The organism is Pseudomonas sp. efr-133-TYG-103a (assembly GCF_030209235.1).
GTDB lineage: Bacteria > Pseudomonadota > Gammaproteobacteria > Pseudomonadales > Pseudomonadaceae > Aquipseudomonas.
In genome coordinates, this window is record NZ_JARVSK010000011.1 from 73,883 (window position 1) to 91,580 (window position 17,698).

General features: G+C 61.7%; 17 protein-coding genes. 15 read left to right on the top strand and 2 right to left on the bottom strand.

The window, feature by feature from the left end; genetic code table 11:
* Positions 1 to 94: 94 nt before the first annotated feature.
* Complete coding sequence (locus QRN36_RS08995; protein WP_285423736.1) at positions 95 to 1,957, bottom strand: alpha/beta fold hydrolase; 1,863 nt, start codon at positions 1,955 to 1,957, stop codon at positions 95 to 97.
* Positions 1,958 to 2,173: 216 nt separating this feature from the next.
* Here QRN36_RS08995 and QRN36_RS09000 point away from each other — a divergent pair, with 216 nt between their 5' ends.
* Positions 2,174 to 3,178: a DNA-binding protein gene (locus tag QRN36_RS09000; protein ID WP_285423737.1), complete on the top strand. Its 1,005-nt coding sequence runs from the start codon at positions 2,174 to 2,176 to the stop codon at positions 3,176 to 3,178.
* Positions 3,179 to 3,182: 4 nt separating this feature from the next.
* Here QRN36_RS09000 and QRN36_RS09005 read toward each other — a convergent pair whose 3' ends face one another.
* A complete protein-coding gene (locus QRN36_RS09005; protein WP_285423738.1) occupies positions 3,183 to 4,913 on the bottom strand; it encodes a PAS domain-containing hybrid sensor histidine kinase/response regulator in 1,731 nt (576 codons plus the stop codon).
* 184 nt (positions 4,914 to 5,097) lie between these two features.
* Here QRN36_RS09005 and QRN36_RS09010 point away from each other — a divergent pair, with 184 nt between their 5' ends.
* The 14 genes from QRN36_RS09010 (at position 5,098) to QRN36_RS09075 (ending at position 17,691) form a co-directional block, all read left to right on the top strand.
* A complete protein-coding gene (locus tag QRN36_RS09010) occupies positions 5,098 to 5,436 on the top strand; it encodes a hypothetical protein (protein ID WP_285423739.1) in 339 nt (112 codons plus the stop codon).
* Between the two features lie 78 nt (positions 5,437 to 5,514).
* Positions 5,515 to 6,066, top strand: coding sequence for a cupin (locus QRN36_RS09015; protein ID WP_373568729.1), 552 nt, complete (start codon positions 5,515 to 5,517; stop codon positions 6,064 to 6,066).
* A 575-nt stretch (positions 6,067 to 6,641) separates the two neighbouring features.
* Complete coding sequence (locus QRN36_RS09020) at positions 6,642 to 7,370, top strand: GntR family transcriptional regulator (protein ID WP_285423740.1); 729 nt, start codon at positions 6,642 to 6,644, stop codon at positions 7,368 to 7,370.
* The gene (locus QRN36_RS09025; protein WP_285423741.1) at positions 7,367 to 8,128 is read left to right on the top strand and encodes an ABC transporter ATP-binding protein; all 762 of its coding nucleotides are present in this window, start codon (positions 7,367 to 7,369) and stop codon (positions 8,126 to 8,128) included. The genes QRN36_RS09020 and QRN36_RS09025 overlap by 4 nt, the downstream gene beginning before the upstream one ends.
* A 1-nt stretch (position 8,129) precedes the next feature.
* Positions 8,130 to 8,900: an ABC transporter permease gene (locus QRN36_RS09030; RefSeq protein ID WP_285423742.1), complete on the top strand. Its 771-nt coding sequence runs from the start codon at positions 8,130 to 8,132 to the stop codon at positions 8,898 to 8,900.
* 18 nt (positions 8,901 to 8,918) lie between these two features.
* Complete coding sequence (locus tag QRN36_RS09035) at positions 8,919 to 9,902, top strand: ABC transporter substrate-binding protein (RefSeq protein ID WP_285423743.1); 984 nt, start codon at positions 8,919 to 8,921, stop codon at positions 9,900 to 9,902.
* A gap of 17 nt (positions 9,903 to 9,919) precedes the next feature.
* Entirely contained in the window at positions 9,920 to 10,936 is a 1,017-nt protein-coding gene (locus tag QRN36_RS09040) for a zinc-binding dehydrogenase (protein ID WP_285423744.1), read from the top strand.
* Between the two features lie 87 nt (positions 10,937 to 11,023).
* Positions 11,024 to 11,446 carry a PaaI family thioesterase gene (locus QRN36_RS09045; protein WP_285423745.1) on the top strand — a complete coding sequence of 141 codons (423 nt, stop codon included), beginning with the start codon at positions 11,024 to 11,026 and terminating at the stop codon, positions 11,444 to 11,446.
* A gap of 3 nt (positions 11,447 to 11,449) precedes the next feature.
* Positions 11,450 to 12,238: a VOC family protein gene (locus QRN36_RS09050; protein WP_285423746.1), complete on the top strand. Its 789-nt coding sequence runs from the start codon at positions 11,450 to 11,452 to the stop codon at positions 12,236 to 12,238.
* Positions 12,235 to 13,776 (top strand): class I adenylate-forming enzyme family protein, encoded by a 1,542-nt coding sequence (locus QRN36_RS09055; protein WP_285423747.1) that lies wholly within the window; start codon positions 12,235 to 12,237, stop codon positions 13,774 to 13,776. Before QRN36_RS09050 ends, QRN36_RS09055 begins: the two co-directional genes overlap by 4 nt.
* A gap of 25 nt (positions 13,777 to 13,801) precedes the next feature.
* Positions 13,802 to 14,863 (top strand): ABC transporter substrate-binding protein, encoded by a 1,062-nt coding sequence (locus QRN36_RS09060; RefSeq protein WP_285423748.1) that lies wholly within the window; start codon positions 13,802 to 13,804, stop codon positions 14,861 to 14,863.
* Positions 14,860 to 16,167 carry an acyl-CoA thioesterase/bile acid-CoA:amino acid N-acyltransferase family protein gene (locus QRN36_RS09065; protein ID WP_285423749.1) on the top strand — a complete coding sequence of 436 codons (1,308 nt, stop codon included), beginning with the start codon at positions 14,860 to 14,862 and terminating at the stop codon, positions 16,165 to 16,167. The genes QRN36_RS09060 and QRN36_RS09065 overlap by 4 nt, the downstream gene beginning before the upstream one ends.
* Positions 16,164 to 16,922, top strand: coding sequence for an ABC transporter ATP-binding protein (locus tag QRN36_RS09070; protein ID WP_285423750.1), 759 nt, complete (start codon positions 16,164 to 16,166; stop codon positions 16,920 to 16,922). Before QRN36_RS09065 ends, QRN36_RS09070 begins: the two co-directional genes overlap by 4 nt.
* On the top strand, positions 16,915 to 17,691 hold the full coding sequence (locus QRN36_RS09075) for an ABC transporter permease (RefSeq protein ID WP_285423751.1): 777 nt from the start codon (positions 16,915 to 16,917) through the stop codon (positions 17,689 to 17,691). Before QRN36_RS09070 ends, QRN36_RS09075 begins: the two co-directional genes overlap by 8 nt.
* The last annotated feature ends 7 nt before the right edge of the window (positions 17,692 to 17,698 follow it).

Genomic DNA, 17,698 nt, shown 5'->3' on the forward strand with positions numbered 1-17,698 from the left:
TGCGAACAAGCGGTGATCAAGCACAGGTTGATCACCGCTTTCAGTTCCTTGATGAATGAGCTGAACATTCTCGGGACCAGCAGACCTCACATGCTCACGCCGGGCCTGGCGCGCTCACTGTCCTGGCCAGCCATTGCGCGACAACCTCGAATGACTCGTCGCTGTTGCGCTCATACAACAACCCGTGCCCGTTTCCATGAATGCCCAGGGCCGGCAGGTCCAGGTGGTCCACCTGTGCACCTGCTGTTTGTAGAAAGGGAACGATGCTGGCGGCGAACGAGGCGAACGTTGACGTTTCGCCCGTCACCAGGGCCACCGGCATGCCCGTCAATGCGGGCACTTTCAGGGTGGCAGGGTCGGCCGTGCGTACCTGATCGGGCGTTTCCCGCGGTGGGTCGAACGCGATCGGCGCCGCCGTCAGGCCCCATTCCAGGGTTCCGATTCCAGGCGTGTGGCCAAATACCGGGCCCATGGGCTCTACCGCCACGATGGCCGCCACTGAATCCGGTCGGCGATCGGCGATCAACCAGCCACTGGGTCCGGAAGCGGAATGGGTCACGATGATGGCTTTGCCGATCCTGTCCAGCAGCTGGGACAAGCGATCCGCGTCCAGAGTCTGCGAAGCGGCCAGGTCGGCCGGCATCGGGCCGTAACCGGCCATGAACCCGTCGAAAGCTTCATCGTCGTCCGGCGCGAATGGCCATTGGCTCTCAGCGCCGCCTTCCGGGAAATAGACTTCGCGGGCACGTTCATAAGAGAAGGCAGGGCCCATCGGCCCCAGTATGTCCGGATGATACGGCGAGCGGCCATGGCCAGGCCTGTCCACGCAGAACACCACGAAGCCCGCTTCTACAAATCGCTGGGCCCAGCCAGGTCGACCATCGGGCGTATCCAGCCATTCGGTGCCTTGCAGGGTGCCGCCGTGGACGAGGACGACGGGGTAGGGCTGAGTGACGAATTCCGGCGCTTGCCAAGCGACATACATGGGGCCTTTCTGGTATTGCCTGCCGTTCTGAGTGACGCGAGCCCCGGTGACCCAGAAGTGGCCGCGGCGGGAGCGTGTCACAGGGGCTGTCAGCCACGGCTGATCAGATGCCTGCGCTGAGCGAGTGACGGATTCCAGTGCGAACATGGACCAATCCTTGTCCCCGAAGCCGCGCGCCACGGCCGCCGTCATCTTTGATCGCACCGCGTCGGCAGCCGGGAGTTCCAGATTTTTGCAATGAGCAGCATCGACGGCCAGGTTGATGTCCTTCAGACCCAGAGACATCTTGAAGCCCGGTTCGAACGTGCCGTTGACGATGTTCTGCCCATAGCGCTGATAACTGGGGCTGGCGAACAGGGTCTGCGTCATCAGCTCAATGAACGTAGCCTTGGGCAGCCCGTGACGCTCGGCGAGCGAGCTGGCTTCGCCGAGGGACTGGATGGCCTGCGTGATCATCATGTTGCCCGCGATTTTCGCGATGCATGCCTGAACGGGCTGCGTGCCCAGAGGCCAGGTTTTCTTACCCAATACGTCAAGGATCGGCTGGACCTTCGTGATAGCGGACTGTGGCCCCGCGACCATGATGTTCATCTCTCCACGGGCGGCCACCGCGGGTACGCCGAACACCGGCGCAGCGATCAACGGGATGCCCAATTCGTCATGGTGTGCTTGTAACGTTTCCATGAGCTGCGGCGAGAGGGTGGACATGACGATGTGAATGCATCGCTGATCCGCGCGCTGCAGCGCCCCTGAAGCAAGCAGCACGTCGTTAACGGCGCGATCATCGGCCAGCATGCTGATCGCCACATCGCCCTGGAACGCCTCGGACGGTGAGTCCAGCGCGTTTACGCCCTGCAGATTCGCCAAGGCGTCACGGCTGCGATTCCAGGCGCTGACGCGGTAACCCGCCTTGATCAGCAGTGGAATGATTGCTCGGCCCATGCTGCCTGTCCCGATGAAACCAATATGCATGTTGAGTCCCTCACTGTGAGTTGAAGTCGCATGTGGAATTCAGTATGCGAGGCGGGGAACTGCGGCGGGACTGCCATTGCTGCACCCCGGCCGTTCACTTTTGTACGGGGGGCAGCGAAGGGGCTGAAGCGACCGTTGCTGTAGAGTTATAGAATTCGACACCACCATTACATACCACTATGATACGTACCACAGTACGTAATCGAGATAACGAACATGGCACGTGGCGGAATCGATAAGACAATCGTGCACAAGGCGCGGCAGTCGATCATCGCGCGGGGTGAGCATCCGAGTATCGATGCGGTACGGGTTGAGCTGGGCAATACCGGCTCGAAAACCACGATTCATCGCTATCTGCGCGAAATCGACAGCGCCGATCCGCGACCACAAGGGTCGACGGAGCGCTTGAGCGAGGAGCTTTCAACATTTGTCAGCCGCTTGCTGGCGCGGCTGGTGGAAGAGGGTGGGCAGGCGGTCGTTCTGGCTCAGGCCGAATTCGATGCGCAGCGTCAGGCGCTGGAAGCCAGGCTTGCCGCGACCCAGAGTGAACTGGCCACGCTGCAACGCCAGTACGACAGTCAGCACGTGGCGCTGCAGGCGCAGACCTCCGAGCTGCACACGTGTCATTCCAGTCTGCAGACCGAGATCACCCGAAATGCGAGGCTGAGCCAACACTGCGCTGACCTTGAAGTGCGCGTGCTGGACAAGGACGAACAGATTCGTTCGCTGGAAGAGAAGCATGTGCATGCGCGGGATGCGCTGCAGCATTATCGCGATGCCGTCGAAGAGCAGCGCGATCAGGAAGCGCATCGGCATGAAGGGCAGTTGCAGCAATTACAGCTTGAACTCCGTGAGTTGCAACAGGCGCAGACAATCAAGCAAGACGAGCTGACCCGCCTGAACCGCGACAACGAGCGTTTGCTGAGTGAAGCTCGCCAGCAAGCCGAAGCATCGCGCGCGCAGGGCAAACACGTTGACTCACTGAGCACGCAGGTTCAAAAGCTCACGCTCAGCGAGGCGAAAGCGTCAGCGATCATTGAGCATCACCAAGACCAGGCCGTGCAGCTTCGGGAAGAGATCAAGGCGCTCACCCTCGCCGCCGCGCTGGCAACTCATCGCGAAGCCGATCTGGTTAGGCGACTCGATGAGGTACAGAGCCTGTTTGCAAGAACTTTGGATGAGACGGGCGAAGGCGCGGCCGGAGATGAACCCGCGGCTTGAATGATCACCCGGCGATGTCAGCCACGAAGCGGGCGACCCGGCGCGTCAGCTCGTCGATCTGAAAGGGTTTGGTCATCAAGTGCATGCCCGGTTCGAGCATGCTCTCCCAGCTGAGCGCGTCTTGAACGTAGCCGGTGATAAAAAGAACCGTGAGGTCTGGACGCAGCGACCTCGCAGCGTCGGCCACCTGACGGCCATTGATACCGCCTCGCAGTCCGACGTCGGTGATCAGCAGGTCGAAGTGCTGCCCGGACTGAACCCACTGCAAGCCTTTTGGGCCGTCATCGGCGTCATAGACGTCGTATTTCAGGTCTTTCAGCGCGTCGGTGATCAGCATTCGGATGATGGCGTCATCTTCAATCACCAGCACGGTCGCTTTGCGGTCGTTCGGTGTCTGACGCAACGGGGCGTGGGGCACGTCCTGCGCGACGCTGTCTGTCAGTGAACGAGGCAGCAAAAGGGTCATCGTGGTGCCCAGCCCCAGAGTCGACTCGATGTGGATGTTGCCACCTGACTGGCGCACGAATCCATGAATCATGGAAAGCCCGAGTCCAGTCCCTTCGCCCATTGGCTTGGTGGTGAAGAAAGGCTCGAAAGCGTGGGCGATGACCTCGTCGCTCATGCCGCTGCCGTTGTCGCTGACACTCAGGACGTTGTAGTCGCCGGCGGGCAGGTCACGGTCAGCCGCAGCCGCCATGTTCAAAACACAGGTGCCCGTGCGGATGGTCAGCGTACCCACTGACGCCATCGCATCCCGCGCATTGATACACAGATTGAGCAGGGCGTTTTCCAGCTGATTGGGGTCCACCAGGCTCAGCCATTGCGTTGGCTCGCTGTGAATCTCGACGTCAACCGAGGGGCCCACGGTGCTTCGAATGAGATCGAGCATGCCGTTGGCAAGAACACTTAGATTCGTGAACGTGGGCGCCAGCGTTTGCCGGCGTGAAAATGCCAGCAGACGGTGAGTCAGCGCGGCGGCCCGACGAGAAGCGCCTTGCGCGGCATCAAGGTAGCGTGCCGTTTCATCTATCCGACCCTGCTCGATCCGCGCCCTGAGCATGTCCAGGCTGCCCATCACGCCGGCGAGCATGTTGTTGAAGTCGTGGGCGAGTCCGCCTGTGAGTTGGCCGACTGCTTCCATTTTCTGACTCTGCCTGAGCTGTTGCTCCAACAATCGCTGGGCCGTCATTTCAATACCGACACCGGTACGACGAATCGGCTCGCCGGCGGTGCTGAAATACGTGTGACCACGGGACAGAACCCACCGCACGCCGCCGTCGGGATGCACGATGCGGTATTCCAGCTCAAGGTCACCGCTGTCGACCAGACCGCCAGCCATGGTCTTGCGCAGGGCGAGAAGGTCGTCCGGATGCACGTTCGCAAGAAAGTCCTGACGCTTGATTCCCGTTGCCGCCTGCACCGGATCTATTCCGTACAGCTCGCTGATTCCCGCATCGCAGTAGAAGCAGTCAGTGGATATTTCATAGGTCCAGACCCCGACGCCGCTCACAGCGGACAGGGCCAGGCGCGCGAAATCCATGGAATCGTGAAGCGCCGACTCAGCCACGGCCTCAGCCAGCACGTCACGATCGGTGGCGTTGGACGCCTGCATAATCCGCGAAACGGCACGCCGAGCATCCGCGACGGTAGCGTAATGCCCATCACGGACTTGATCGTCAAGCAGTGAGGCCAGCGCGAGATCAAGAACCAGGTCTTGGGGAGTGCCGTAGGACATGCGCAGACCTTAGCGTGCGAGGTTGTGGTCGGGCTGCGGAGTATCTCATATCCACTTGGTTGGTCTGTAGTCGCTGTGAGCTGGGTAGACGGGGTGCTGTTGATGGCATGGGCGGCAGGTCTGAGGGGTACGTCAGCAATGGCTATCACAACGACGGCGAGGTCGATAACCAGGCGAGTAGCTATTGGCGCGCGCTCAGTCGCTGATGGTGCAGACGCTTGCGCCCGAACGGCTCTACATCAGCCGCTACGGGCACTCTGCGGGTTATCCCATCCACTTCCACTTGATTCCTGTCTACGACTGGTTGGAGCAGCAGTTTTGGGCGGACTCCCGCTACCGATCGCTGGAGATGTTCGCCAACCCGGCAAAATCTGAAACTCGCACGGATGGCGCGGAACTGACGTTGTTCATCTGGCGTGAGTTCGGCGAACGGACGCATCCACCGACGATCCCTGGCCGGACCATTGCCCAGGTGGTCAGTCTATTGCGCAAGGCGTTTGCAGCCCATCCATATCCAGCCTGAGACGTTGAGCACGTCTTCCAACCGACAGGAGTTCGAACCATGACGCTGGCCCGACGTCAGTTCAATAGACTGACTTTAATGACTCTGCTTGGTATTGGAGCCTTGATGATGAAGCCTGTTTTCGCTGCGTCTCCCTTACAGACGCTGATGCTGAAGCCCAATGGCGGCATTCCCAACAATCCGACGTTGCCTGTGCTGATTTATCCGGGCGCACTGCAAGTGACTGGTAGCGATCCTGCGTCGTTGTTCGAGCGCACCTTTGCGGCCAACGATTGGCCGCCGCAATGGCGTTATGGGGTGTTTACTTACCACCATTATCATACTCATGGTCACGAAGTGCTGGGTGTCTATGCCGGTCATGCGCGCTTGATGTTGGGCGGGCCGGAGGGTCACGTGATCGATGTCAAAGCCGGGGATGTGCTGTTGCTGCCCGCAGGGACGGGGCACCGCAACCTCGGGTCCAGTGATGACTTCATGGTGGTCGGCGCGTATCCGCCCGGGCAAGAGGGCGACATCAACCGTGAGCCGGCCACGCCTGCACAGATCGAACAGATCGCGCGCTTGCCGTTTCCGCAGTCCGATCCAGTGCTGGGTGACAAAGGCGGTGTAAGCAAGTACTGGCGGAGGTGACCGCCGTCTCCAGGCGAGTGTAATGAGCTCGACAGTCGGGGCTGCAAGTATTCAATTTTGCACCGCCAGTTCCGGTAGGGTCACCGAAACGTCCCATTTCAAATGGTTGGCGGGCGCAGTGGCAATCACCGTGCTGATATCAAGGTGAGGGCTGTCTGCGGGCAGGTATCGGCCATCCTGAGCGACCATCAGTTCAACAATGGACGCCTGGTCAACATGTGATCCTCAAGGCTTCAAGTTGCTGGGCCATATAGCCGAACGTCGCTTTGAGGTTGCTGTCAGGCATAGAGCCATAGCTGCTGGATGGGCATCGTGCGGCTCTTTTCCAGAGCCCGCGTGCGCCACGGTCTGATCAGCGCCATTGTTATCGAACAAGGCCACCAACACAGGAGGCTGTCGATATGACGCTATATGAAAAATCATAACCGTAGGATGCCTACATTATGCATTCGCGACATATGTATAGCGGAAACAATTCGTTCGGAATTCACTTCATTTGCTCTACTTTAGCGGCCTTCGGTAAGCCGCACAGACAGACTCTGTGAGCTGCCCACACGCATTCAGTGAGGTTCGCAATGTCGTTGTCCTGCGCCGCCCCGGCTGCCGTTTTTGACTCCGCCAGTCAGGGCGACTCCGCTTATGCGCGTATTCGGCGAGATATTCTTTCCTGCCGCTTGATGCCAGGCGTCACCTTCACCGAACCCGGCTTGATGGAAACCTATGACATCGGCAAGAGCAGCTGCCGCATAGCCTTGACCCGACTGTCCCACGAAAACCTGGTGACCTCACGCCCGCGCAAGGGCTATCAGGTCGCGCCGATCACCGTCAAAGACGTCGAAGAGGTATTCACCCTGCGCGTCCAGCTCGAACCGCTGGCGGCCAGGCTCGCGGTCGGTCGAATCGACATCGAGCGCTTGAAAGTGTTGGAGGCCGCCTGCCGGGTCAAGCATCTGGTGCCGTTGCCCGATCAGATCGACGTGTTCATGGACGCCAACAAAGCGTTCCATCTGGAGATCGCCCAGGCGACCGGCAACGACCGGCTGTTGCGCACCCTGTCCAGCCTGATGGACGAGATGAGTCGGCTCGTAGCATTGGGTTTCAACGTGCAAGGCACCAAGCCCGAGATCAAGCATGACCATAACGCGATGATCGCCGCGTTCGAAGAGGGCGATGCCAGGAAGGTCGAGCTGATCGCCCGCCGTCACATTGAAACCTTTCAGGCCATGACCCTGGAAAAGGTCTACGCCAGCCTGAGCGAAACCGGTGCCTCGTTACCAATGCTTGCCGCGAGGTTCGCCCGATGAATGCCGCCGCCAAAGTGCAACACAAGGTCGCAGCGATCAGCCTGAGCGGCATCCGCCAGCAGTTCGGTGCTCTGGAAGTGCTGCGTGACATTTCGTTCGAGGTTGCGCCTGGGGAAATTGTCGCGCTGCTGGGCACCTCTGGCTGCGGCAAAAGCACGTTGCTCAACGTCGCCTCGGGCCTGCTCAAACCGGATCATGGCAGCCTGACCATCGATGGCACCGCGGCAGAGCGGTTCAGCGATTGGCAACGCATCGCCTATATGTTCCAGGAGGACCGCTTGCTGCCTTGGCGCAGCGTTCAGGCTAACGTCGCGTTCGGTCTGGAAGCCACTTCATTGAGTGGCCAGCAACGCCACCAGCGTGTCGAGCAAGTGCTGCGACTGGTCGGTCTAGAGGCGTTCGCCAACGCCTGGCCGCACCAACTTTCAGGCGGCATGCGCAGCCGCGTGGCCCTGGCTCGCAGTCTGGTGGTGCAGCCGCGAATTCTGTTGATGGATGAGCCTTTCTCCAAGCTCGACCCACACACCCGCAGTCAGATGCATGACGAACTGCTGCGCCTGCACGCACTTAGCGGCATGACCGTCATTTTTGTCACCCATGACGTGGAAGAAGCAGTGGTACTGGCCGACCGGATCATCGTGCTGGAGCCGCGCCCCGGTCGCATCCGAGCGGTCAAGTCACTGTCATTGCCGCGACCGCGCATTCCCACCGATGCCGCGGTCACCGAACGCGTTCGCCAACTGCGTCTGGAGCTGTGACATGGATCACGCAAAACGCTACTCCGGTCTGCTCCTGCAACGCCTCGTCCTCGTCGCCATCTTCGCGGTGCTCTGGTGGTACGCGGCGGGCAAGGTGCCGTCGTTCGTACTGCCAGGGCCGCAGAAGGTGTTCACCGCCCTTGGCGCGCTATTACACAGCGATACTTTTTTGCACGACGTTGGCGCGACCATGGGCCGGGTGTTCAGCGGGTTCCTGCTGGCCGTGGCCGTGGGCACACCGCTGGGCCTGGCGCTGGGCACGAGCCGAGTACTGGCCCGATTCTTCGAGCCACTGCTGGCCGTTTTCAACACGGTGTCGTCAGCGATCTGGGCGATTTTCGCGATCATCTGGTTCGGTATTTCCGACGCGACCACGGTGTTCGTGGTGTTCATGACGGCCATGCCGCTGATCCTCACCAATGTCTGGCAGGGCGCGCAGACCGTGGAGCGACAGTACGTTGAACTGGCCCGTTCATTTCGGATGTCGCGGCTGCAGATCCTGCTGAAGATTTCCTTGCCCAGCATCCTGCCGTACTTTTTTTCCGGTGCGCGTCTGGCGTTCGGTTTTGGCTGGCGGGTGTCGCTGGTGGCCGAGACCCTGGGTGCCTCGGACGGCATCGGTTATCGCCTGCGCCAAGCCGCAGATCTGGTGCAGAGCGATCAAGTCTTTGCCTGGACGGTGTTGCTGGTCGCGTTGATGTTGCTGCTTGAAGCCGGAGTGCTCAAACCCCTCGAGCGTCGGCTGTTTCGCTGGAAAACCCACAGTCTCTAACCCATAAGGTTTCACCCCATGCGTAAATTGATCATTGCCGCGGCCCTGGCTGCGAGTGCTGTGCTGCCCGTCGCTGCCCATTCGGCGGACAAAGTGCGAATCGGTTACTGGACCAGCGGCGTCAGCCTGGGCTACGGCTCCGTGCTGGAAGCCAAGGATTTCCTCGCCAAACGAGGGGTGGAAGCGGAGTTCGTGCACTTCCCTGATGTCAACGCCCCCATCCGCGCATTGGCCGCAGGTTCCATCGACCTGGCGTTCGGGGCGCCTCTGGCCGGGGTGTTCAGCTCGGCGGCAGAAGGCGTGCCGATCAAGATCTTCGCGGCCACCCAGCCTGCGGATGTGCAATTCGTTGTCCCAGCAGACTCGCCCATCCAGTCGATCGACGAACTCAAAGGCAAAAAGGTTGGCATGTCCCCGGCGGGCTCGTCAGTGGCTGTGATCGCCAGCGCGGTGCTGGAAGGCAATCACCGGATCAAGGCCAATGACTTCTCGCTGGTGGGAGGCAATGAGGCGCGCCTGGCGCAGTTCCTCGCGCAGAAACAGGTCGATGCCGCCGCGTTGCGCTCGGTGACGGTCGCGCAGTTGGGGGATGAACTGAAGCTGCGCCGCCTGGGCAGTTTTGCCGAGGAGTGGAAAACCCTGACCCAGTCTGATGCGGTGCCCTACATCGGCGTTGGCACCGTCAGCGCCAAGCTCGCCGACAGCCAGCCGCAGACCGTTGCGCGGGTTATCGCTGCACTGCGCGACACCCTGGCCTGGGGTGACGCCCACCCTGATGAAGTGGTCGCGATCCTGAAGAAAAGCGCCAACCTGCCGGAAAACGACGCACGGGTCTACGTCGGCCAATGGAGCGCCATGAACCGGCTGTCTTTCGAGCCGCAAGACCTGGAGACCCTGCGCCGCGAGCATCAGGTGTTTACCGATGCCGGCCTGATCAAGGGCGAACTCAAGCCTGACCTGTTTACCACCGAACCCTACGCCCAATCCAAGAACCTCAAGTAATCACGGAGACAACGACTGTGAGCAAAACAATGAAAGCCCTGGTACTCGATGAACACGGCGGCCTTGACCGGTTGCACGTGGTCGCTGACAAGCCGGTCCCGGCAGTCAGTGCAGGGCATGTGCTGATCCGCGTGGGGGCATCCTCGTTCAATTACCACGACGTGTTTACCGTCAACGGCATGCCGGGCATCAAGGTGCCGCTGCCGGTGGTGATCGGTCTGGATCTGGCAGGCACCATTCGTGAAATCGGCGAAGGCGTCGAGGGCTGGGAGGTCGGCGATCGCGTACTGATCAACCCGCTCAAGCCTGATGTCGGGCTGATGGGTGAAATGGTCGACGGTGGCATGGCCGAATACGCGCTGGTCGATGCTCGCCAGCTGATCCGCCTGCCCGCAGCCGTGAGCTTCGAACAGGCCGCAGCGCTGCCCGTTGCCTATGGCACCGCCCACCGCATGTTGATCACTCACAACACCGTCAAGGCGGGGGACCGCGTGTTGATCCTGGGCGCCAGCGGTGGCGTGGGTACCGCCTGCGTGATTCTCGCCAAGCTGTTGGGCGCTGAAGTCATCGCCTGCGCGGGCAGCGACGAGAAGGGCGAACGGCTCAAGGCCCTTGGCGCGGATCACGTGATCAATTACCGCGACACCGACTTCTCCAAATGGGCGATCGGCAAATACGGCAAACCGCAGCGCCGCACCCACGAAGGTGGCGTCGATGTGGTGATCAACTTTACCGGCGGCGACACCTGGCTGCCGTCACTCAAGTGCATCAAACGCGGCGGCACCTTGCTGGTGTGTGGCGCGACAGCGGGCCACGACCCGAAGGAAGACCTGCGCTACGTGTGGAGCTTCGAGCTGAACATCAAAGGCTCCAACAGTTTCTACGAAGACAATCTGGTGGGCCTGCTCGACCTGATTGCCGAAGGCAAGATCGATCCGATCATCGACCGCGTCCTGCCGCTGGAACAGGCCGCCGAAGGCCTGGCCTTGATCCGTGATCGTGAAGTGCTGGGCAAGGTCGTCGTCACGCCTTGATCTGCTGATCCTCTCTGCGACCGGGTCGTACGCGTTTTGCGCCGAGCGGCCCGGTTCATCTTTTTGCCGTTATCCAAGGAACATGTCATGACCGACACTACGCTGCCTACCGCTGCAGACATTCAAGCCCGTTTGCTCAAGGGTCCTTACCACCAATGGCTCGGCCTGCAAGTGCTGGAGGTGGGCGAGGGCAGCATCGAGCTCAGCGCCACCTGGCGTGAAGAGTGGGTGGTCAACGTCGAAGGTGGCTATACCCACGGCGGTATTCTCGCAGCGCTGGTCGACCTCACCGCTGACTGGGCGCTGGTGTCGAAAACCGGCAAGGGTGTGCCAACCATCGACCTGCGCGTCGATTATCACCGCCCCGCCAAAGGCGACCTTCGCGCCAGCGGCAAGGTGATCAAGTTCGGCAAGCAGTTTTCTGTTGCTGAAGCGCAGGTGTTCGACATTGACGGCCATCTGGTCGCCAGTGGCCGTGGTGTCTACTCCACGCCTGCGCCGAAGGCCTGAGCGATGAGCGCCGCACTGGACCATCTGGTCATCAACACCCGTTTCGACATGGATGCCGCTGCGACGCTTTTCACGCAGTTGGGCTTCACCTTGACCCCGCGCGGGCATCATTCGTTGGGCTCGATCAATCATCTGATGATGTTTGCCGAAGGTTATCTGGAGCTGATCGGCTTGCCTTCGGGCACCGACACGTTACGCCAGGAAGTGCTCGATAGCCCACGGGGCATCGACGGTCTGGTGATCAGCAGTGCCGATCCCAAGGCGACCCACGCCGAACTGGTACGCCAGGGTTTTCTGGTGCAGCCGGTGCAGCATTTTTCCCGGCCGGTGGAGCTCGACGGTGCGGTGCGCGATGCGCGTTTCGGTACTGTACGCCTGGTGCCTGGGCAGTTCGCCGCCGGGCGCGTGTACTTCTGTCATCACGAAACTCCTGAACTGGTCTGGCGCCCGCAATGGCTGGGCCACGCCAATGGCAGCACGGCAGTGGCAGGGATGACCATCGTCAGTGCCACACCGCAAAAGGCGCGTGAGCAATACGCAAGGCTGGGCCGTTTTGACGAGCGCTTTACCTTGGAGTTCGTCGATGCCACGGCGCTGCGGGCGCGTTTTGGCGAGCTCGCGCAATCGCTCAGTGCACGGGAGGAGCGATTCGCAGCCATCACCCTGCGCGGCGCCGATCTGCCAGGCATGGCCCGGCGCGCAGCGGATCTGGGTCTGCAACATGTGTACGAAAGCGGCCGGGTGGTGATCGCCATTGCGGCGTTCGACACTTTGCTTGAGTTCATCCCATGAATGACGCTATTTGCAACCTGGGGGATGTGGTCGGGCCACATAGTCCAAGCGATCGCCTGGCGTTCATCGGCCTGGATGGCGGGCTGTACGAATCCCCATATCGCTTCGATCAGCTCAATGACCTGGCCAATGCGACTGCCCGAGGCTTGAGTGCGCGAGGTTATGAACAGGGCGAGCGCATCGCCATTCTGGCCGCGAACTCCGTTGAGTACATCGCGGTGGTATTGGGCATCATGCGCGCTGGCCTGGTGGCGGTGCCGGTCAACTACCGATTTCCCAAGGCGTTAATCGAATATGTGGTCGCCGACAGTGGCGCACGGCTGCTTTTTTGCGATTCGGCTCGCGCTGAGCAGGCCCCGACAGACGTTGAGCGGGTGCTGCTGGACGGCGGCCTGCAAGCCGGTCTGAACCAGTTCGTCGACCCGGGGGCGTTCGTGTCGTTCGCGCCGACCGCCGATGAGCCGGCGATGATCCTCTACACCTCCGGTTCCACTGGCAAACCCAAGGGTGTCGTGTTGAGCCATGCCGCGCACCTCTGGGTGGTGCGCACCCGACTTCAAGCAACGCCACTGGCCAATGAGCGCGCGTTGATCGCCGCGCCGCTGTACCACATGAATGCCCTGGCCCTGGCGCTGTTGACCCTGGCCAGTGGCGCGACGGCTGTGTTGTTGCCGCAGTTCATCGCGCAGGATTACATCGAGGCCATCGAGCGCTATCGCTGCACCTGGCTGACGGCGGTACCGCCGATGATCGCCATGATGCTCCGTGAGCAGGCGCGTCTGGCGCGTGCCGATCTGAGTTCAGTGCGGGTGGTCAGAATGGGTTCGGCGCCGGTGAGCGCGAGCCTGCTGGAACAGATTACTCAGCTGCTGCCCAATGCCCGAGTGATCAACGCCTACGGCACCACCGAAGGCGGTCCGGTGGTGTTCGGGCCCCATCCTGCGGGGCTGCCGAGCCCTGCGCTGTCTGTCGGGCATGCCCATCCCCAGGTGCAACTGCGGTTGCGCGACAACTCGGGCGCTGTGGCCGATGAAGGTGTGCTGGAGCTGAAAAGCCCCGGCTTGATGTCCGGTTACCACAACCGGCCTGACCTGCGCGATCCGTTCACTGACGATGGCTTTTACATCACCGGCGATGTGTTCCGCCGTGATGCCGAGGGGTTCTACACCTTTGTCGGCCGTCGCGATGACATGTTCGTCAGTGGTGGCGAGAACATCTACCCCGGCGAAATCGAGAAGCTGCTCGAACGTCATCCCGCCGTCCAGCAGGCGTGCGTCGTGCCTGTGGAGGATGCCATCAAGGGCTTCAAACCCATGGCCTTCGTGGTCCTCAGACGCGCTGCTCAAGCCTGCGAACAACAGCTCAAAGACTTCACCCTCGAACACGCCCCGGCTTATCAGCATCCACGGCGCATCTGGTTCGTCGATGCACTGCCGCTGGCCACCACCAACAAGATCGATCGACCGGCCTTGCTGCTGGACGCCAACCGGCGCCTGCAAGAGCGCACCCCGGAAAACAGCCACCCGGAAAACCTTTAATAATTGTCCAGGTCAGGAACCCACCATGCGTCATTTATATCTGCTGCCACTTGCATTGACGTGCGCCACCTCAGCCCACGCACTCGACGACGTGACCGTCGCGCTGGCCATTCCGCCCGCCGTTCATGATGGCGCGCCCTTTGCGGCGGCTGAGGAACTGGGGCTGTTCAAGGCGCAAGGCCTGGCGGTCAACGTCGTGGTCTTTCAAGGGGCTGGTGCTTTGTTGCCCCAGGTGGCCAGCAAGCGCGTGACCTTTGGTTTCCCCGTGGCGGAGCCGGTGATCTCCAGCTATTTCAACGGCAAGAACCCGCTGCCGGTGCGCTATTTCTACAATGGTGTGCCCAGCCAGACCCTGGAATACGCCGTGCTGGCCGACTCGCCGATCAAGACCCTGGCCGATTTGAAAGACAAGAAGATCGGCGTCGGTGCGCTCACCTGGGGCACCTTGCCCAACAGTCGCGCTGCGCTGAAAGTCGCTGGGCTCTCGCCGGGTGAAAACGTCGAGTTCGTTGCCGTGGGGGCGTTGGGTGCAGGGTTTCAGGCGCTGCGCAGCAAGCAGGTCGACGCGCTGAATTTCAACAACAGCTGGGACGACATGCTTGAGCTGTCAGGCACGGCGATTCGGCGCATCGCTTACCCCTCCGTGTTTCAGGAAAACCCTGGCAACGGGTTCATTGCCCATGAAGACACGTTCAAGGACAACCCCGACCTGATCCGCCGCTTTGGTCGTGCGTACACCGAGGCGCAATTCGTCTGCGAGGTCAATCCGGGTTTCTGCGTTCAGGCGTTCTGGCGGCAGCACCCCGAGAGCAAGCCTGCCGACGCGCAGGGCAAGGGCCTGGAAGATGCCAAGACCCTGCTGAGTCGTCGCCTGCAACGCACCTTGTACCGCGCCGATGGTAGCCCGCGCACGCCTGGCCAATATGATCTGCAGGTGATTCGTCAGGCCATCGCGGCCATGGCCAGGACCGGTGAGTTCCCCACTGCGGACGTGCCAGTGGAGCGGATTTTCTCGAATGAATTCGTCGCCTCGTTCAGTGATTTTGACAAGGCAGCCCTGCGTCAGAAGGCGGAGGCCGCCCAATGAGCCTGCGTCTGGACATCGATATCGTCGACGGCCTGATCGACCAGCCAAGGCGCATCCGCGCATCAGGCCTGACGCCGGGCATTGCGACGCTGACCACGACGCTGGCGCATCCGGACGGCAGTGTCTGGCGCAGTCGCGCTGAGTTTCGGATAGCGGGCGACGGCTTGCTCGATCTTGAGCAGCAGGCGCCAGTAGCAGGGGACTGGAGCATCGCCGACGGCATGGGCTGCGTGTGGGCGCTCAGGCCGCTGAGCGAGCCCGTCATTGCGTCACACACCGACGGCGTCGCGCCATTGCCGATCACTTTGGAACTGGAGGACGCGTCCGGCAGCCAGGCATCGACAGTTTTCGTGCAGCGTTTTATGGCAGAAGGCGTGAGGCGTCGGGAAATCCGTGAGCAGAACCTTTCGGGCACGCTGTTCACCCCTGTCGCAGACGGCCCGCATCCGGTGGTGATTGTGCTCAATGGCTCAGGCGGCGGCACCCCGGAGCAGCGCGCCGCACTGTACGCCGCTCACGGTTATCAGGGGCTGGCGCTGGGGTATTTCAAGGCCCCGGGGCGGCCTGAGCATATTTCCGATACACCACTTGAGTATTTCCAGACGGCCCTTGAGTGGGTGGCGCAGACGCTTAACCCCAAACATGGCTTTATCGCCGTGGCAGGCTTGTCGCGCGGAGGCGAGCTGGCATTGCTGCTGGGCGCCTATTTTCCCAAGCGGGTGTCGGCGGTCATCGGCTATGTGCCCAGCGCGGTGGTCCACGGCACCCTGCGTGCCGGGCGGCCTGATCAGCCTCGTGATGCCGATGCCTGGACGTGGCAGGGCAAACCCCTTCGCAATGTCTGGCGCGACAACCCGAGCGCGGACTGGACGGCATTCGACACCCCGCCTGCGCCAGGCGCGGCGATTCGTCAGGCACCGGCGTTCAGTGCCGTGGAGGGCAGTGCCGAGTTCGTCGTGGCGGCCAGGATTGCGGTGGAGCACATCGCCGGTCCCGTTCTGCTGATTTCCGGCACCGATGACGGGTTCTGGCCGTCGACTGCGTACAGCGCACGCATCGTCGCTGACCTCAAGGCGGCCAACCATCCATGGCCGGTGGAGCATGTGCGCAACGAAGGCGCGGGGCACGCGATCGGTTTCCCCTGTGTCCCGACCACGGTCATCGCCCGGCTGCATCCGGTGGCGGGCGTGGTCATCAGCAGCGGCGGCAGCGCGCAGGACAACGCCCGCGCCAATCGACTGAGCTGGAGCAGGGTGTTGGGGTTTCTTGAGGCTGCGGTCGCCGCCAAAGGACGTGAGTCATGAGTGCTGCCTTGGCGTTACATGATGTCGGCCTGACCTATGCCACGCGCCGGGGCGAAATCCAGGCACTGGCAGCCGTGGAACTGACCATCCGGCCCGGTGAATTCGTGGCCTTGCTGGGGCCATCCGGCTGTGGCAAGTCGACGGTGCTCAAGCTGGCGGCAGGGCTCCTGGCTGCGTCCAGCGGCCACATCGAGTTGGCGGGCGGCGCCGTCAATGGGCCAAGTCCGCACACCGGCGTGGTGTTTCAGAAACCCAATCTGCTGCCGTGGAAAACCGTGCTGGACAACGTACTGCTGCCAGCGCGCACATTGGGTCTGCCGAGCCAGCCCAGTGTCGAGCGCGCCAGGCAGTTGCTCGAACTGGTGGGCCTTGCCGCGTTCGCCGATGACTACCCCTTCGAATTGTCCGGCGGCATGCAGCAGCGTGTCGGCATAGCCCGAATGCTCCTGCACGATCCTGATCTGCTGCTGATGGATGAGCCTTTTGCCGCGCTGGATGCGTTGTCCCGGGAGTCCCTGACGCTGGAGTTGCAACGTATCTGGAGTCAACAGCGCAAGTCGGTGCTGTTCATCACCCACAGCATTCAGGAGGCTGTGTTCCTCGCCGATCGGGTGCTGGTGATGTCGGCACGTCCTGGGCGAATCATCGACGAACTGCTCATCCCCCTGGCCCGTCCGCGGACCCTGGACACCCTGGCGCAACCCGACTTCACGGCGCTGTGCCAACACCTGCGCAGGCATTTCAGCCATGAATAAAGTGCTTTCGGTGCTGTACCCACTCATCAGCCTGACGCTGCTGGTTCTGGTCTGGGGCGTGGCGGTCAGCGTGCTCGCCATCCCCGATTACGTGCTGCCTCCGCCCTCGGCCGTATTCGATGCGCTGGCCAGCGGTTTTGCCAGCGGCAGTCTGTGGCCCCACATCGGCGCCACCTTGGGCGAAATGCTCAGCGGTTACCTGATCGGCTGCCTGCTGGCTGTGGCACTGGGTGCGCTGCTGGCCGAGTCGCAAACCTTCGAGCGCTTCGTTTATCCGCTGCTCATCGGCTTGCAGGCCACACCCAAGGTCGCGCTGGGGCCCATCATCCTGGTGTGGTTCGGCTTTGGCATGGCCTCGAAAATCGTGCTGGTGGCGCTGGTCTGCTTCTTTCCTTTGTTCGTCAATACGGTCAATGGCATTCGCCGTACCGATGCCGAACTGCTGGACGCTTGCCGCTCGTTTTCGGCCTCACGCCTGTACCTGCTGATCCACGTGAAACTGCCCTCGGCGGCGGGTGAAATCTTTGCCGGTTTGCAGATTGGCGTCTCGCTGGCGCTTATCGGCGCGGTGGTGGGCGAGTTCCTTTCAGCCCAGCGGGGGCTCGGTTACATGATCGCCTCAAGCTCAGTCAGCATGAGCCTGTCCACCATGTTTGCCGGCGTGGTGCTGCTGGCCTTGATCGGGCTGTGCGGGGCGCAAACGATGCGCTGGCTGCAACGGCGAGTCATTTTCTGGGAGCCCGGTGCGGCTCGACACACCAAGCGTTAATGGAGAA

Coding starts and splice junctions, on each gene's coding strand:
- QRN36_RS08995 (WP_285423736.1), bottom strand. CDS start 1,957: ATGCATATTGGTTTCATCGGGACAGGCAGCATGGGCCGAGCAATCATT.
- QRN36_RS09000 (WP_285423737.1), top strand. CDS start 2,174: ATGGCACGTGGCGGAATCGATAAGACAATCGTGCACAAGGCGCGGCAG.
- QRN36_RS09005 (WP_285423738.1), bottom strand. CDS start 4,913: ATGTCCTACGGCACTCCCCAAGACCTGGTTCTTGATCTCGCGCTGGCC.
- QRN36_RS09015 (WP_373568729.1), top strand. CDS start 5,515: ATGACTCTGCTTGGTATTGGAGCCTTGATGATGAAGCCTGTTTTCGCT.
- QRN36_RS09020 (WP_285423740.1), top strand. CDS start 6,642: ATGTCGTTGTCCTGCGCCGCCCCGGCTGCCGTTTTTGACTCCGCCAGT.
- QRN36_RS09025 (WP_285423741.1), top strand. CDS start 7,367: ATGAATGCCGCCGCCAAAGTGCAACACAAGGTCGCAGCGATCAGCCTG.
- QRN36_RS09030 (WP_285423742.1), top strand. CDS start 8,130: ATGGATCACGCAAAACGCTACTCCGGTCTGCTCCTGCAACGCCTCGTC.
- QRN36_RS09035 (WP_285423743.1), top strand. CDS start 8,919: ATGCGTAAATTGATCATTGCCGCGGCCCTGGCTGCGAGTGCTGTGCTG.
- QRN36_RS09045 (WP_285423745.1), top strand. CDS start 11,024: ATGACCGACACTACGCTGCCTACCGCTGCAGACATTCAAGCCCGTTTG.
- QRN36_RS09050 (WP_285423746.1), top strand. CDS start 11,450: ATGAGCGCCGCACTGGACCATCTGGTCATCAACACCCGTTTCGACATG.
- QRN36_RS09055 (WP_285423747.1), top strand. CDS start 12,235: ATGAATGACGCTATTTGCAACCTGGGGGATGTGGTCGGGCCACATAGT.
- QRN36_RS09060 (WP_285423748.1), top strand. CDS start 13,802: ATGCGTCATTTATATCTGCTGCCACTTGCATTGACGTGCGCCACCTCA.
- QRN36_RS09065 (WP_285423749.1), top strand. CDS start 14,860: ATGAGCCTGCGTCTGGACATCGATATCGTCGACGGCCTGATCGACCAG.
- QRN36_RS09070 (WP_285423750.1), top strand. CDS start 16,164: ATGAGTGCTGCCTTGGCGTTACATGATGTCGGCCTGACCTATGCCACG.
- QRN36_RS09075 (WP_285423751.1), top strand. CDS start 16,915: ATGAATAAAGTGCTTTCGGTGCTGTACCCACTCATCAGCCTGACGCTG.